General features: G+C 47.4%; 12 protein-coding genes. 3 read left to right on the top strand and 9 right to left on the bottom strand.

Annotated elements, in window-relative coordinates:
• Positions 1–129: 129 nt before the first annotated feature.
• A complete protein-coding gene (locus MHI14_RS27610) occupies positions 130–1,734 on the bottom strand; it encodes a CTP synthase (RefSeq protein WP_076217010.1) in 1,605 nt (534 codons plus the stop codon).
• A 453-nt stretch (positions 1,735–2,187) separates the two neighbouring features.
• Positions 2,188–2,757 (bottom strand): DNA-directed RNA polymerase subunit delta, encoded by a 570-nt coding sequence (rpoE, locus tag MHI14_RS27605; RefSeq protein WP_091039194.1) that lies wholly within the window; start codon positions 2,755–2,757, stop codon positions 2,188–2,190.
• Between the two features lie 462 nt (positions 2,758–3,219).
• On the opposite strand from rpoE, the gene MHI14_RS27600 reads away from it, so the two are divergent.
• On the top strand, positions 3,220–4,374 hold the full coding sequence (locus MHI14_RS27600) for a S8 family peptidase (RefSeq protein WP_017691297.1): 1,155 nt from the start codon (positions 3,220–3,222) through the stop codon (positions 4,372–4,374).
• 285 nt (positions 4,375–4,659) lie between these two features.
• Here the strand turns inward: MHI14_RS27600 and argS are convergent, their stop codons facing one another.
• From argS to MHI14_RS27575, 5 genes are all read right to left on the bottom strand, one after another.
• Positions 4,660–6,339, bottom strand: a complete 1,680-nt coding sequence (gene argS, locus MHI14_RS27595) for an arginine--tRNA ligase (protein ID WP_091039200.1) — start codon at positions 6,337–6,339, stop codon at positions 4,660–4,662.
• The gene (locus MHI14_RS27590; protein ID WP_017691299.1) at positions 6,336–6,761 is read right to left on the bottom strand and encodes a DUF1934 domain-containing protein; all 426 of its coding nucleotides are present in this window, start codon (positions 6,759–6,761) and stop codon (positions 6,336–6,338) included. The genes argS and MHI14_RS27590 overlap by 4 nt, the downstream gene beginning before the upstream one ends.
• A 264-nt stretch (positions 6,762–7,025) precedes the next feature.
• Complete coding sequence (locus MHI14_RS27585) at positions 7,026–7,292, bottom strand: DUF6171 family protein (RefSeq protein WP_091039201.1); 267 nt, start codon at positions 7,290–7,292, stop codon at positions 7,026–7,028.
• A gap of 2 nt (positions 7,293–7,294) precedes the next feature.
• The gene (locus MHI14_RS27580) at positions 7,295–8,776 is read right to left on the bottom strand and encodes an alpha-N-arabinofuranosidase (protein WP_341131789.1); all 1,482 of its coding nucleotides are present in this window, start codon (positions 8,774–8,776) and stop codon (positions 7,295–7,297) included.
• Positions 8,777–8,994: 218 nt separating this feature from the next.
• A complete protein-coding gene (locus MHI14_RS27575) occupies positions 8,995–10,182 on the bottom strand; it encodes a WD40/YVTN/BNR-like repeat-containing protein (RefSeq protein ID WP_341131788.1) in 1,188 nt (395 codons plus the stop codon).
• Positions 10,183–10,810: 628 nt separating this feature from the next.
• Between MHI14_RS27575 and MHI14_RS27570 the strand changes: the two genes are divergently transcribed.
• Positions 10,811–10,942 (top strand): hypothetical protein, encoded by a 132-nt coding sequence (locus MHI14_RS27570; RefSeq protein WP_256332466.1) that lies wholly within the window; start codon positions 10,811–10,813, stop codon positions 10,940–10,942.
• Between the two features lie 429 nt (positions 10,943–11,371).
• Here the strand turns inward: MHI14_RS27570 and speB are convergent, their stop codons facing one another.
• Positions 11,372–12,241, bottom strand: a complete 870-nt coding sequence (speB, locus tag MHI14_RS27565) for an agmatinase (RefSeq protein WP_341131787.1) — start codon at positions 12,239–12,241, stop codon at positions 11,372–11,374.
• Between the two features lie 15 nt (positions 12,242–12,256).
• Entirely contained in the window at positions 12,257–13,084 is an 828-nt protein-coding gene (speE, locus tag MHI14_RS27560; RefSeq protein WP_341131786.1) for a polyamine aminopropyltransferase, read from the bottom strand.
• Positions 13,085–13,496: 412 nt separating this feature from the next.
• Between speE and MHI14_RS27555 the strand changes: the two genes are divergently transcribed.
• A complete protein-coding gene (locus MHI14_RS27555; protein ID WP_341131785.1) occupies positions 13,497–15,575 on the top strand; it encodes a transglycosylase domain-containing protein in 2,079 nt (692 codons plus the stop codon).
• Positions 15,576–15,651 lie beyond the last annotated feature (76 nt).

Genomic DNA, 15,651 nt, shown 5'->3' with positions numbered 1-15,651 from the left:
TGCTACCTTCACAAAATGACTAAAAGCATTTTCATCTGCTTTTTACACAAAAAAAAGGGATGTTCTGGCATCCGCTATGGTTGCCAGGAACATCCCGAATATCTATTACGTTAACACTAAAACCATGTATTACTTCTGCGCATTCTCCAGAGAAGCTTTTACAAACTCACGGAACAATGGTTGCGGACGGTTCGGACGGGAAGTGAATTCCGGATGGAATTGTACCGCCAGGAACCATGGGTGTCCTGGAAGTTCCACGATCTCAACCAGACGTCCATCCGGGGATGTACCCGAGATAACCAGTCCTGCTTTTTCGATCGTTTCACGGTATTCATTGTTGAACTCATACCGGTGACGGTGTCTCTCATACACCAGCTCGTCATCATAACAAGCCATCGCCAAAGAACCTTCCTGAAGCTTACAAGGATACAGACCCAGACGCATCGTGCCACCCAGATTCTCGATATCTTTTTGCTCAGGCAACAGATCGATCACAGGGAATTCGGTAGCTGGATTAATCTCGGAGCTGTTCGCACCATTCAAACCAACGATGGAACGTGCATATTCAATAACGGAAACCTGCATGCCCAGGCAAATACCGAAGAACGGAATTTGTTTCTCACGAGCATAACGGATTGCCGATACTTTACCTTCAATACCACGATCTCCGAATCCACCAGGAACAAGGATACCGCCAATACCATGTAACAGGTCGCCTACATTCTCATCCGTAATATCTTCAGAAGGAACCCAGCGGATTTTCACATCAGCATTGGATGCAAATCCTGCATGAGACAACGACTCAACAACACTCAGGTATGCATCATGCAACGCTACATATTTACCAACAATAGCGATCTCAACTGTATGCTCCAACTTGTTGATCCGGTCAACCAGCCCTTCCCACTCGCTCATATCCGGTGCAGGAGTAGTCAGTTTCAGGTGATTTACCACGATCTCATCCAAGCCTTCTTCACGCAGGTTCAGAGGTACCTGATACAAGGTGTCTGCATCACGACATTCAACCACGGCATTCTCATCAATGTCGCAGAAGAGAGCGATCTTGGCTTTCATGTCTTTAGACAATTCATACTCCGTACGGCATACAATCACATTCGGTTGAATACCAATGCTGCGTAATTCCTTAACACTATGTTGCGTTGGTTTTGTTTTCACTTCACCAGCTGCTTTGATATAAGGAATAAGTGTTACGTGGATGTACATCACATTGTCGCGACCTACATCACTCTTGATCTGACGGATAGCTTCCAGGAAAGGCAAACTCTCAATGTCGCCCACTGTTCCACCAATTTCCGTAATAACCACATCCGAACCCGCTTCACGTCCAGCGCGGAATACACGCTCTTTGATCTCGTTCGTAATGTGTGGAATAACTTGTACCGTTCCGCCCAGATATTCCCCGCGCCGCTCTTTGCTGATGACGGAAGAGTATACTTTACCAGTCGTGACGTTGCTGTTTTTGGAGAGATTGATATCAATAAAACGTTCATAGTGGCCAAGGTCCAGATCCGTTTCCGCGCCATCATCCGTTACAAAAACCTCGCCGTGCTGATAAGGACTCATTGTTCCCGGGTCGATGTTAATATATGGATCAAATTTCTGGATCGTTACCTTAAGCCCTCTGTTTTTCAGCAATCTGCCCAGAGAAGCAGCCGTAATCCCTTTGCCCAGGGAGGACACAACTCCGCCCGTCACGAAAATATACTTTGTCACTGTTATTACCCTCCTAATATAAGTACAGAAATTCAGGCGATATATGGTGTTATCGTAACCTGTTTCCCAGGTAATCATCGTTAAAAAGAGCAATGGCAGAAATTCCCTGCATCTGCGAACTGCTCTTTCTGCGAAGACGGTTTAAATACACGTTGTTCTACAGCAAAAAATGGTGCAAATATTCCGGTAGCCTTCATTCCATTTGGTGTTTTTGATATACAAAAACGGGCCACGAAATGTTGGCCGGGAGCATACGGAAAAGAAATCATTTTGCAAAATTATGCCTCTAAAAATACAAAAAAAAGTACTCCCGCAGGACGGGGCACCTTCTATAAAAAACATAAATATATTGTCGCTCATTCATAAGCCCATGCAATAGTTTACCCGTTACCCCGTCTGCTGTCAAGGCTGACTATTCCGGGGAAACGGGTAAATTATAGACGTCAAAAATGACTACCGATTATCAGAATCGTCGTCAAATTCATCCTCGTTTTCGGACTCTTCTTCGTCTTCTTCGAGGTCTTCATCTTCCAGATCGTCATCTTCAACCAGCACTTCTTCTTCGCTGTCTTCTTCGTCAAAGATGTCGTCTTCGTCTTCATCTTCTTCGTCTTCATCTTCGTCTTTATCCGGGCTGTCGAAGTCTTCGTCGCTGTTATAGCTGTCTTCTTCTTCACCGAAGTCTTCATCTTCCAGATCATCGTCTTCATCGTTGATGATACGCGGACGCTTCGCACCCGTCATGGAATCTTCTGTTCCAGCTACCGGATACCAGCGCTTCAAGCCCCACAGACTTGTACCGACGCAAGCAAAACGGCCATCGATATTAATCTCGGTATATAGCTGGGCGATAAACTCGTTGATTTCTTCATCAGTCATTCCGCGCTGCTTCGCTACCTCATTCATCAAGTCACGATAGTAATACGGCGTATTAGCCGCTTTCAGCACCATAAAGGCAAGGTCCACCAAAGGGATCTCTTTTACCTTTTCTTTATCAATTTTCAAATTGAGCGAGGTACTCACTGCAGACACTTCCTCTCACACAAAATTCACTTTTTAACCCCTACGAACTGGACTGTTACGTATAACATATCCATTAACAAACCTAAGTAAAACCTATTTAGCGTTAAAAAGCAAGTTTTTATGTACGGATGCGACGCAAATGCGGAGAGCAGCAACAATATGTCCATATATTCAACGTGACATGGCATCGAACCCACAAGAATATCCTCTTTTGCCAAAGAGACAACTCCATAATAAAAAAGACGGAGTCCCCTCCGCCTTCTGACTGTATACCCTTGGAGGATTACTCCTCACCAGGTTCCCCGCAAGAGCCCTCTAGCTCTCCATCCATCATATGTCCCTGCGCCCGTTTTGACACGAAGAGAATGTGTTTTTGTAAAAAAAGGGCAAGTTCCCCATGCGGCGGGATGAGCGCATTCATAGAATACCTCAGCATGTTCATCCCGAAGGGGGCTGCCCATTATGGACTATACTGGTTTATTGCATCAATTGATTGACGGAATGCGACGCCCTGAACCAGAACAGGGAGGGCGATACTTGATCCGATTTGCCAAACCGCAGCAGTACGAGGCCTGTCTCGTAGAATTGTCTCGAATGCGGAATGAATTCACCGACCTTGGGGCTGTCCGTTCCTCGCGACTGGCTCGTTCCATTATCGCTCCAGTCCAACGCCCGGAGGACCTATACCGCTATGGGGATGAAATTACGATTGAAGCAGACGTACCTATCTCCCTTCATGCCACCGCACTCCACAGCAAACCGAGCAATGCTCAAGGCATACCTTGGGGAGTGAAGCAGATTCGGGCGCCCAAAGTATGGTCTGTGTCTACCGGACACCGGATTAAAATCGGTGTGATTGATACAGGTGCTGATTATCACCATCCTGATCTTCGTTATTCCCTGGCACGCGGAATCAATCTGTTAAACCGTAGCCTGCTTCCTCATGATGATAACGGACACGGTACCCACATTGCAGGGACCATCGCCGCAGCCAACAGCACCGCAGGCATGATTGGTGTTGCTCCACGCTCCCTGATCTATCCGGTGAAAGCATTTGACCACAACGGATCGGCTTATGTGTCCGACATTGTACTTGGCATCGACTGGTGTGTACGTAACAAGGTCGATATCATCAATATGAGCTTTGGCATGAAAACACGCAGCAAGGCGCTTCTTGACGTTGTCAACCGTGCGTACCATGCCGGAATCGTCATTGTTGCTTCGTCAGGAAATGACGGCAAACGCCGCAGTATTGATTATCCGGCAAGGTATCCGCAGACCATATCCGTTGGGGCAACCGACAAAAACAGACGTATTGCGTCCTTCAGCAATCGAGGCGCATATGTGGATGTCTATGCACCCGGTGATAAAATCGTCTCCTCTTGGGTACAAGGCAAGCATCACGAGATGAGCGGCACATCCATGGCGACGTCCCATGTGAGTGGTGCTATCGCCTTGCTGCTTTCAAAACATCCGGGGTTATCCCCCAGCGAAATCAAGACACTCGTCAAACGTGCTACGATCCCGCTGCGCGCCCGCAAGACCACCACCGCAAAAAGCAAGGTGCGCGGTGGTGAGATTGATGCCCTAAAGCTAATGCAGGAGGGCGGGGAGTGAGCCAGCTCTGCAAGCGGACAGCAGAACATGATTGAGGCTCGTGGCGAAACGCAATAGCCCGACCCAGGCAGTACGCATGAGGGAGTATTACGTAGCGGCTGAGACACTAGGTTACGCCCGCTGTGATGTAAGGGCAGGCTGGTGTACCTTGGACCAGGCATTTCGTTTTCTTCAGCTCCGGGTACACAACAAAAAAAGTCTCCATGTACCACGTTGAAGATACTCAACGTGGACATGGAGACTTTTTGCATTAGGCAGAGCGGCGACAGGCCGCGAGCCTGGAATTTACATTTTGTCAGGAGCTGTTACGCCTACCAGACGAAGTGCCGTTGCGATAACGGTACGCACAGCACCGATCAGTGCCAGACGTGCTTGAGTTTGCTGCGCGTCTTCCGTAATAACACGTTCTGCACGGTAGTAGCTGTGGAACAGGGATGCCAGCTCGTATACATAACGGATGATACGATGTGGCGCATATCCTGTTGCTGCTGCCGAGATTTCTTCAGGCAGCTCTCCCATTTTGCGGAGAAGGTCATACTCGTGCTCTGTTGTCAGCTTGGACAGGTCAATCTGTGCCAGTGGCAGCAGTTCAATACCTTGTTCTTCAGCCTGACGGTATACGCTGCATACACGTGCATGCGCGTATTGTACGTAGAATACCGGATTCTCATTGGATGTCGAAATAGCAAGGTCCATGTCAAAGTCCAGATGGGAGTCCATGCTGCGCATTGTGAAGAAGTAACGGATGGCATCAATGCCGACTTCATCCATCAGGTCTTCCATCGTTACAGCTTTACCTGTACGCTTGGACATCTTCACTTTTTCACCGTTCTGGAACAAGCTCACCATCTGTGCAATCAAGACCACCAGTTTCTCAGGATCATTACCCAGTGCTTGCATCGCGGCTTTCATCCGTGGAATATATCCATGGTGATCGGCACCCCAGATGTTGATCATCGTGTCGTATCCACGAGCATATTTGTCGCGGTGATAAGCAATATCTGGCGTAAGGTAAGTATACGTGCCATCATTCTTGATCAACACACGTTCTTTGTCGTCACCATACTGCATCGTTTTCAACCAAGTTGCTCCATCTTGCTCATAGATCTCATTGCGGTCACGCAATTCATCAAGTACTCGTAGCACTTCTCCGTTGTCATACAGGGAAGTTTCGCTGAACCAGATGTCAAAGTTAACACGGAAGCGATTCAAGTCACGTTTGATCTTGTCCAGTTCCTTCTCCAGGCCAAAGTCACGGAAATAAGCCGCACGGTCACCCGGATGCATGGACAGCAATTCGTCACCCTTTTCAGCAACAAGCTGCTTGGCGAATCCTTTAATATCTTCACCGTGATAACCGTCTTCAGGCATCTCAGCATCCTGACCCAGCTCTTGCAGATAACGAGCTTCAATGGAACGAGCCAGATTAAACACCTGATTACCTGCATCATTAATGTAGTATTCACGGGTTACATCATATCCTGCGTAATCAAGGATGTTACATAGTGCATCACCTACAGCTGCTCCACGGGCATGGCCCAGATGCAGGCTGCCTGTCGGGTTGGCACTGACAAACTCCATCTCGACTTTGCGTCCTTCTCCGATGTTAATTCTTCCGTAATCTTTACCCTGCTCCTGCACAAGCGCAAGTACTGGATAAAGGTAACTCTTGTCCAATTTGAAGTTAATGAATCCTGGGCCCGCAATCTCAGCCTTCTCGATTCCGGCTTCAGCCAGATTCAGATTGGCAATGATCTCTTCAGCAATCTGACGCGGATTGCGCTTGGCAATCTTGGTCAGCTGCATGGCAGCATTGGTCGCCAAGTCCCCGTGTGACTTCTCACGCGGCACTTCCAATGTGATGGCTGGCAATTCGTCCTGCGTAACAATTCCGGCCGTCACAATGGCGTTGCCGATGGCCGTACTTACCCGTTCGTTAATCGTATCTAGTGGATTACGTGTCATGAAATTGGTTCCTCCTGTATATGCAAACTAATCGCGAAATGTCCGGATTCTTCATCAAAGCGGTAAAAGTCGTAGCTCCACGCTGCGCGTGCGCTCAATCCCTGAATGGAAAGTTCCAGCTTCTGTGTATGCGTGGACAGGGCAAACGACATGTATGGTGATCGGTAGAAACCAGGAAGCTTCCGATTCAACTCAAAAGTCTGCTCCGATTCCACCTCACCATGACGTATAATCTTGATGGATTGTCCGCCCAGCTTCAATGTTGTACGGGTTGTACCTCCCTCAGGTCCAACCTGCGGTTCTTCATAACGAACATAAAGAACGGACCCTTTTAACACAGCTTCACCCTGCATTTCCTGCAGCACATCTTCACCTTCATAACGGCTGTGCAGCCGGATGTGTACCGGTCGCATGTTCGACATGAATGTTAACCTCCATTATATTCGAGGCGACGCAAAATCAGGCACGGCTGGTGAGAACAGCCCTTCCCGTATTGTTGTGTCGCTATACGCGCTCATATTCCCGGATAGCTCGCTATCCTACACTCTACTGTATAACTATATCCAGTTCCCTCGCTCAATTCAAATCCAAATTCAGAGTTTTTTCCTCATCAAGCCAAAAAGAAGAGCCGCACCTGTAAAGTGCAACTCCCTTTTGCTTCATTATAATAAGATTCGTTCATCCGATCAGGCCCATTGCGATTCATAAGGAAAAGGACATGTCGACTCACTCAGCTTCGCTCGCACCTGTACGAGACAACCACAATGCCGACAAGTTGTACCATATTGCAATCCCGGACAAGCAGAGCAGATGGATAGCCGACGTTCATATTCCTCATCCTGTACCGTCGGACGCGAACGCGAGGCAATCTCCACAAGTCTGGCCATTTTGGTATCGCTAATCTTCACATCGTACTGATCATTACAGCCCTTGCAAGGTTCCTGCCTTTTCATCATTAACCCTCAACAGCGATGACCCCAACCGATGCTGGAGGAAGAACAAAACGCAAGGTGTTATTCTCCAGTGTGAGTCCTTCCCACGCCACAGGCTGAACATGATCCGGCTGTTCAAAGGTATTGAATGCACCAAAATCAGTATGGTGCAGAATCTGCCCGGTTACTTTAGCCGCTTGAGCTGCGTCCAGTTGACACACAACTTCCAACTCATCGGTATGACTCAGATTACAAGCTGTCACATGAATGACCCCATCCTTGTTGCGGGAGGCTGACAAGCTGAGCTGAGGAATGGTTTCTTCTCCGAAGGTATACCCAGGGCTTTCATAATTCAAATCCAGTCGCTGCGCATCCATATGAACCTGATACATATTAAATACATGATACGTAGGGGTTAGGAGCATTTTATCCCCTTCCGTGAGCACAAGCGATTGAAGTACATTGACGATCTGCGCAAGATTTGCCATGTGTACCCGTTTATTATGTTGGTTGAAAATATTCAGGTTAACACCTGCAAGCACAGCGTCCCGCATCGTATTTTGTTGATACAGGAACCCTGGATTGGTTCCCGGCTCAACGTTATACCACGTACCCCATTCATCCACAATAATGCCGACTCTGCCCTCTGGATCATATTTGTCCATAATCTCGGAGTGCTTCACCAGTAATTCATCCATATGGAGCGTCTTTTTCAAGGTGGTGAACCATTCAGCCTCACCAAATCCTGTAGCTGCGCCTTTATCATTCCACTCTCCTGTAGGGATAGTGTAATAATGAAGACTGATTCCATCCATAAAGCGAGCAGCCTCCCGCATCAGGACTTCCATCCATTCATAGTTGCCTTCGTTGGGTCCACAAGCAATTTTATAAATCTCGTTCCCGGAATAGTTACGTACATATGTAGCATACCGGCGATACTCATCCGCATAATATTCAGGACGCATATTTCCGCCGCATCCCCAATTCTCATTTCCCACGCCAAAATATTTCAGTTTCCACGGTTCTTCCCTACCGTTACTCTTACGCCAGTTCGCCATCGGGGATTCGCCGTCAAACGTGATGTACTCCACCCATTCCTGCATCTCCTGCACTGTACCGCTACCCAGGTTGCCACTTATATATGGCTCCGTGCCGAGTAACTCACATAATCTCAAGAATTCATGTGTACCAAAGTGATTGTTTTCTTCCACACCGCCCCAGTGTGTATTGATCATACGAGCACGCTCACTCTTCGGACCTACACCATCTTTCCAGTGATATTCATCGGCAAAACAACCGCCTGGCCAGCGAAGTACTGGAATATTAAGCTTCTGCAAGGCCGTTAATACATCATTTCGAATCCCATCCGTATTCGGAATAGGTGAATCTTCCCCTACCCACAGCCCCTCATAAATACAACGTCCCAAGTGTTCGGAAAAGTGACCATATATATTGCGATTTATTAATCCTTGATCTGAATCCGCCTTTAAAATAACATCAACCATGATTTCAACCTCCATATAATGTATTGTTATCGCTTACAATAACTCGTTTTAGAGTAGGTTTCAACCGTTTTTATTTCTACACAAACAAGCCTCTTCCTGTGTAATTGATTAGGAAGAGGCTTGTTTGTTATAGAAATTCATGCAGAGGCATACCAAATTGATTTTTATTCATTTCTAATTTGGATTTGCTCCATTGTTATTTCAGAATAACAGGCTATTTAATCCTGCTCTGAAGGCAACAACATTTTTTGTGTCCACGTCGTTCCACCATCTGTAGTCTGATAGATCGCAGGAGAGTTATCACTTGTTACTACGAGCCAACCCGTCTTGGCCGATGGGAACGAGATACGGGAACTGTACCCCGGATCTTTCAGGTCAATATTTTTCCACGTGGAACCTGTATCATAAGAACGTCCAATACCCACTTTGCCAGCTGCGGGTGAACCTGCAGACAGATACGCCGTCTGATTGCCAATCAACGCCATGTTGCCGGGATGTCCACCCGGGTTGGCTGGTCCGTTTCCTTTGCCTGTACTATTTGTACCTGGTGCAGGACCTCCCCCTGCTGTGGATTGCGCAAATACTTGAGTCCAGTTCTTGCCTTGATTACCGCTCGCATAGAGGGAGTAGGATTGTTGGGACATGCCTGCATCACCATACAGAAGGGCCCATACTTGCTGGCCATGTGCATACAGATCTGCTCCGCTCCATGTGTCTGAGACAACTCGAAGAGAGGTGGTCCAGTTTTTGCCGCCATCACTCGTTTGCTTCAGATGGTATCCCGATCCAGGTACAACCACGACGGCATACCCTTGTTTCTCTGTTGCAAAGGCAGCTGCACGCGTGTTGGCAGGTGTATTCATTTTACTCCAGGTTACCCCGCCATCCTTCGTCTGATATGCACCATTATAGGTGTAACCATAACCTACATCTTTATTGCGAAAATCGATTCGCTTGAATTGAATGCCCGGCGTATCAAGCCGCGTCCAGTGCGATCCCCCATCTTTGGTACGGATCAGATAGGTAGCAGGTGAATCCTTGACTCGCGCCAGCGCATATCCGTTCACATTATTCGGAAAATCAAGCTGAGTGAATTGCCACTGCCCGGTATATATGGGCTGCCACGTACATCCTGCATTTGAGGTGCCGATCAGGAAGCCTTCACCCCCAGCTCGTCCAGTCGTATCATTAAGAAAATCAATGTCCGTAAATTGCAGGTGTTGCTCTTCCACACCGCTGCCCTTTTTCAATGTAGCAGATAGTCCATGATCTCCCTTTCCACATGCCTGTGAGGATGCGGCGTTAGCACCTGATAGCGTATGTACCGGACCCATCCCCCAAGCCAGCGTTAACGATAATGCGAGTGCACCAATCCGTTTCCATGTCATTGTACTCTTGGCTGTCATCGTAACACCTCCTTCTATGGTTTTACCCAAATATGATGGTTCTAACGTAACAATCCGATTAACCCCGATGACAATTCCGCAAGATAAAAACCACCTTTACCCATGATTGGATCATGTAGGCAAGGGTGGTTCATCACCAAACATTGTGTACTTTAAGTTAAATGGGATACGTCACAACAGCAAGGATAACAAAACTGATACTTAAGAAAAGGCATAAACTAAAATATATTTTGTTGTATTTATATTCTCGAATACTATATGCAGCAAAAAGCATGGCCAGATCAGCCACCATCAAAGTGAAGTTGAGAAATATCGTCACTGCTAATACAAAATTGATGACAAACAATATAAAAACTGCAGTTAGCCATCTGGGATACATACTCAATTGAGTCCGAATCACACGCATTCACATTCACCTTTCCCTTCCTCTATTTCCATATTATACACAAATATTAAGATAGAGTCATACCAAGGCACGATATCTGCGTAAGAGGAGAGTCCATACAAACACATGAAATAAATGGTAGAGACAGGGGAACATACGTGCTATAATTCATGTTATGGACTTTTGAATATCGGTGGATGTTTTCCAGACCACGGCGCAGCTTCCCGAAAGGGGGTGACGTCGATGGTCAAACTTGTGGCGTTGCTTGATGTAATCCGATGGATTGCTGCGACCCTCAGTATTGTACTGAGTGGGCGAAAGCTTTACCGTTGGTTGCGCAAAAAGTTTCGTAGCAAGCGAAAACCCACCTCATAAGGTTGGACGCCTGACGGTGGGTTTCGCTTGAATAGCATTATTTAGTTCATGCGCGCCGTGGCAATCCACAGCCTTTCGGGTCCTAAGAGTCTTTACCGTTGACGCGGTGAAGACTCTTTTTTAGTATATGACCGAACCCGATCACCATATACTTCACGAATGTAATATATCAATTAATATACTACTGAATACTTATGTAGTCAGTATAGCACAGCTCTGCATAAAAGTTAAATTAAGTTAATTTAGCTCAACTAAATTTAACTTCGTTATTTGTTTGGCAGCATAATTTTGGCTCTATCATCCAGTCCGTTCCTTAAGCTGGAATAGTTGAGGACACAGGGATAAACGTTAGTAATAAAAAACGCCCTCCCCTGCGCAAAGTTGAACCCGCGCAGACAGAGAGCGTTATACTTATCGATTATTCTGTGATTATTTCACGAATCCAAGCAGCATTTCACGGATCAGCTTCGCAGCTACAATCTGTGTCTGTTGTGTTGGATCATAGATTGGTGCAACTTCAACCAAGTCACAACCAACTACATTTACATCAGATCCTGCAATCATATGAATGGCTTCCAGCAGTTCCTTGGACGTAATGCCGCCCGCTTCTGCTGTACCTGTTCCTGGTGCTGCTGACGGATCAAGCACATCGATGTCGATGGTCACATACACCGGACGGTTTCCCATCTTGGGAAGAGCTTCCTTCATCGGAGCCGCCACTTCAAATGGATAGAAGTTGATGTTCTCGCGACCGTACTGGAACTCCTCACGGGAACCGGAACGGATACCGAACTGATAGATGTTTTGGCCACCCATCAACTCAGCTGCTTTACGCACTGGTGTGGAGTGGGACAATGGCTCGCCTTCATAGTTTTCACGAAGGTCAGCGTGTGCATCAATATGAATCAGGATAAGATCCGGGTATTTCTTGTACACCTGTTGGATGACTGGCCAAGTAACCAGATGCTCTCCACCGAGACCAACTGGGAATTTGTCGTCAGCGAGCAGACTGCCGATGTATTCATGGATTACCTCAAGGCTGCGTCCCGCGTTACCGAAAGGCAAGAGCAGGTCTCCAGCGTCAAAGTATGTCATGTCTACAATACTTTTGTCGAGATATGGGCTGTACTCTTCAAGTCCAACCGATGCCTGACGGATATGAGATGGGCCGAAACGGGAACCCGGACGGAAGCTGACGGTGTAATCCATCGGCATGCCATAGATAACCGCTTTGGAGTTCTCATAATCCTCAGAGCTGCAAATAAATACGTTTCCTGAATAAGCTTGATCCAGTTTCATTAATGATTTCCCCTTTTATTTCGTTAAATCTTCCACGAATTTAGGAAGTACAAATGCTGCTTTGTGCAGACGCGGAGAGTAATACTTGGTATCCATCTCCGGGATTTGAGTCTCATCCACTTCGAGCGGGTCATGTTTCTTGCTACCCATGGTGAATGTCCACAAACCACTTGGATAGGTTGGAATATTACAGCCGTACACATGTACGATCGGGAAGATTTCTTTGACGTCTTTGTTCACCTTCTGGATCAGATCTGCCTTGAACCAAGGGTTGTCCGTTTGGGCAACGAAGATTCCGTCTTCTTTCAATGCTTCGTAGATGCCTTGGTAGAAACCACGCTCAAACAATGGAGCAGCCGGGCCTACAGGCTCCGTGGAGTCTACGATAATCACATCGTATTCATTTTTATGTTCAATAATATGCATGTAGCCGTCGTTTACGAGCACTTCAACATTAGGCTCGTCCAACTTGCCGGCAATTTTAGGCAAATATTTTTTAGAGTATTCAATGACTTTACCGTCAATTTCGACGAGAACTGCTTTTTCTACAGCAGCATGTTTAATGACTTCACGAATGACTCCGCCATCGCCGCCACCGACAACCAGAACTTTTTTCGGATTCGGGTGAGTGTTCAGCGCAGGGTGTGCCGCCATTTCGTGATATACGAATTCGTCTTTTACAGTCGTCATCACCATGCCATCAAGAAGCAACATGTTACCGAATTCTTCGGTCTCTACCATGGCCAAATCTTGAAAATCCGTTTTCTCTGTAACATAGGTCTGCTTAATCTTCGCGGTGATCCCGAATACCGGGGTCTGTTTCTCCGTAAACCACAATTCCATAATCTCTACCTTCTTTCCGTAAAGTTAATGATCAGCCATACCCGACCAAGTGCTGTGCACTATAATCGGTTCGCCCAAGCACGTCCAGCGTTCGGCGCCATATCGCGTTATAATTGCTGGCCTGCGGGAAAGGTCCGCGGTTCACTTCATTATATAGATTAAATTGACCAGAGCGTGCAGAGCGTCTGACTAATCAATGAATCAATGACCATTCGTCTGTTCGTCCTTACGCGCTTTAGTATCTTGTGCCGAATCTTACCTTTTCATTACCCTTTTGCATTATACGCGATTGACGTTTATACTGCAAAACGGTTTTCAAGGCGAAAATGCTACATTTTGTTTGCTTATGCACCCGATTGAATATCCCTGCCAATCAAGTCCCATACTGGAAGAAAAGAGAGGAGCCCGTTCCATGACCAAGCCAAATCAAAAGACCCGCAAACGCGGGTTCCGTGTACGAAAATTGTTTAAAAACCTGTCTCTGCTCGCCGTGCTCGCCATACTTGCTACCGCTGCAGGATTGGTCTATCTATACGCAACCAGCCTGCCCCTAGCAGACTCTGATCGGAATTCCAGATTACTGGACAGTCAGGGTGAAGTCATCGCTACCTTCTCCGCAGGTGGCAAAGACTCTGTACCCGTTCAACTGGAGGATATCGCTCCAGATCTGGTCAATGCCACTCTCGCTGTAGAGGACCGCAAATTCTATAATCACTACGGGTTCGACGTGCAAGGGATGGGACGGGCTGTGCTCGTTAACCTCGAACATATGCAGATGTCGCAGGGTGCGAGTACATTGACTCAACAGCTGGCGCGTAACCTATATCTATCTCATGAGAAAACATGGACTCGCAAAGCCAAGGAAGCCATGTACACGGCGCAATTGGAGATGAAATACAGCAAGGATGAAATTTTGCAGATGTATCTGAACGAAATCTATTATGGGCATGGTGCGTACGGAATCGAAGCGGCTTCGCGAATGTATTTTGGCAAATCAGCCAAACAGCTAGATCTTGCAGAGAGTGCCATGCTGGCAGGAATTCCGAAAGGACCTACCTACTATTCACCCTATAACCATATGAAGAATGCCAAAGACCGACAGAAGATTGTGCTGAATGCCATGGCTGATATCGGTAAGATCACCCAGGCCGAAGCGGATAAGGCCTATGAAAAAATGCTTTCTTTTAAACCGGAAAGTGAGCGTAAAACGGTGGAAAGTGCCCCGTATTTCCGTGACTATATCCGAAATCTGGCCATCAAAGAGCTGGGAATCAGTGAAGCGATGCTGGATCACGGGGGATTGAATATCTACACCACCCTGGATCTGCGTGTACAAAAAGCAGCTGAAGACGCCATAGCGAAGGGTATGGATGCCAAAAGCGAGCTGGAGACGGCCCTCGTGTCCATCGACCCTCGTACAGGCTACATCAAAGCCATGGTAGGCGGCAAGAATTATCGCACCAATCAGATTAACCATGTACTGGCGACAACGCGCCAGCCAGGTTCGGCGTTTAAACCCATTATGTATCTGGCAGCCCTGGAATCCAAGCAGCTCACCAGTGCATCCATATTTAACAGTGAACCTACCCTTTTTCACTATGACAATGACCGCAAAACCTATAAACCCGGCAACTTTGGAGACAAGTATCTGGGTGAGATTGATCTAAGACAGGCGATCGCCGCTTCAGACAATATCTATGCGGTGAACACCATTATGCAGATCGGTCCTGAGCAGGTTGTGAGTATGGCAAAAAACCTTGGCATTACAAGCAACCTGAGCGCCGTACCTTCTCTTGCACTGGGAACGTCACCTGTCAGCCCGCTGGAGATGGCGTCGGCCTTTTCCGTCATTGCTGCTGGTGGACAACGGACGCCACCTGTCGCCATTCTGCAAGTAACAGATGCCGCAGGACGTGTACTCTATGAATCGCCACAGACGAAAGCTGAGACCGTGGTGGAACCTGCGGCAGCTTATGTCCTGACTCGTTTGATGGAAAGCGTCTTCGAAAATGGGGGAACGGGTAACCGGGTATCTGCCGCGATCAAACGTCCGGTTGCCGGAAAGACGGGAACGACCAATACGGATGCCTGGCTCGTTGGATTCACACCGGAGCTCTCCACCGCGGTATGGGTTGGGTACGACCAAGGCAAAGCCATCTCAACTTCGGATGGCCGCCGGGCGGCTCCGATCTTTGCCCAGTTCACAGAGCAGGCACTTGCGAGCGTACCACCCAAAATTTTCACCGTGCCTGATCATGTCGTCAGTGTCTATATTGACCCGGAATCCGGCAAGCTGGCAGGCAACGGTTGTGAAGAGAAACGGCTGGAAGTTTTTATTGATGGTACTGAACCGACAGAGGTATGCCATGGCACGACGGATGATTCGGATTCTGGAGAAGATGAGAAGACCCGTCAGGTACAGAATCAGCAAGGCATACAGGAAGAGAAACATTCCTGGTGGGGAGATTTCAAACGTTGGTGGGTAGAATGACGCAAATGCGCGATGACTTAGTTGCGTCACCTATAACCTCTGGTTATATTGAACAATTGGAAATTCACTTCGGATG

It is taken from the genome of Paenibacillus sp. FSL K6-2393, assembly GCF_038002545.1.
Classification (GTDB): Bacteria; Bacillota; Bacilli; order Paenibacillales; family Paenibacillaceae; genus Paenibacillus.
This window is presented reverse-complemented; position numbering and strand designations above follow the sequence as displayed.

Coding starts and splice junctions, on each gene's coding strand:
- MHI14_RS27600 (WP_017691297.1), top strand. CDS start 3,220: ATGGACTATACTGGTTTATTGCATCAATTGATTGACGGAATGCGACGC.
- argS (WP_091039200.1), bottom strand. CDS start 6,339: ATGACACGTAATCCACTAGATACGATTAACGAACGGGTAAGTACGGCC.
- MHI14_RS27590 (WP_017691299.1), bottom strand. CDS start 6,761: ATGTCGAACATGCGACCGGTACACATCCGGCTGCACAGCCGTTATGAA.
- MHI14_RS27585 (WP_091039201.1), bottom strand. CDS start 7,292: ATGAAAAGGCAGGAACCTTGCAAGGGCTGTAATGATCAGTACGATGTG.
- MHI14_RS27580 (WP_341131789.1), bottom strand. CDS start 8,776: ATGGTTGATGTTATTTTAAAGGCGGATTCAGATCAAGGATTAATAAAT.
- MHI14_RS27575 (WP_341131788.1), bottom strand. CDS start 10,182: ATGACAGCCAAGAGTACAATGACATGGAAACGGATTGGTGCACTCGCA.
- MHI14_RS27570 (WP_256332466.1), top strand. CDS start 10,811: ATGGTCAAACTTGTGGCGTTGCTTGATGTAATCCGATGGATTGCTGCG.
- speB (WP_341131787.1), bottom strand. CDS start 12,241: ATGAAACTGGATCAAGCTTATTCAGGAAACGTATTTATTTGCAGCTCT.
- speE (WP_341131786.1), bottom strand. CDS start 13,084: ATGGAATTGTGGTTTACGGAGAAACAGACCCCGGTATTCGGGATCACC.
- MHI14_RS27555 (WP_341131785.1), top strand. CDS start 13,497: ATGACCAAGCCAAATCAAAAGACCCGCAAACGCGGGTTCCGTGTACGA.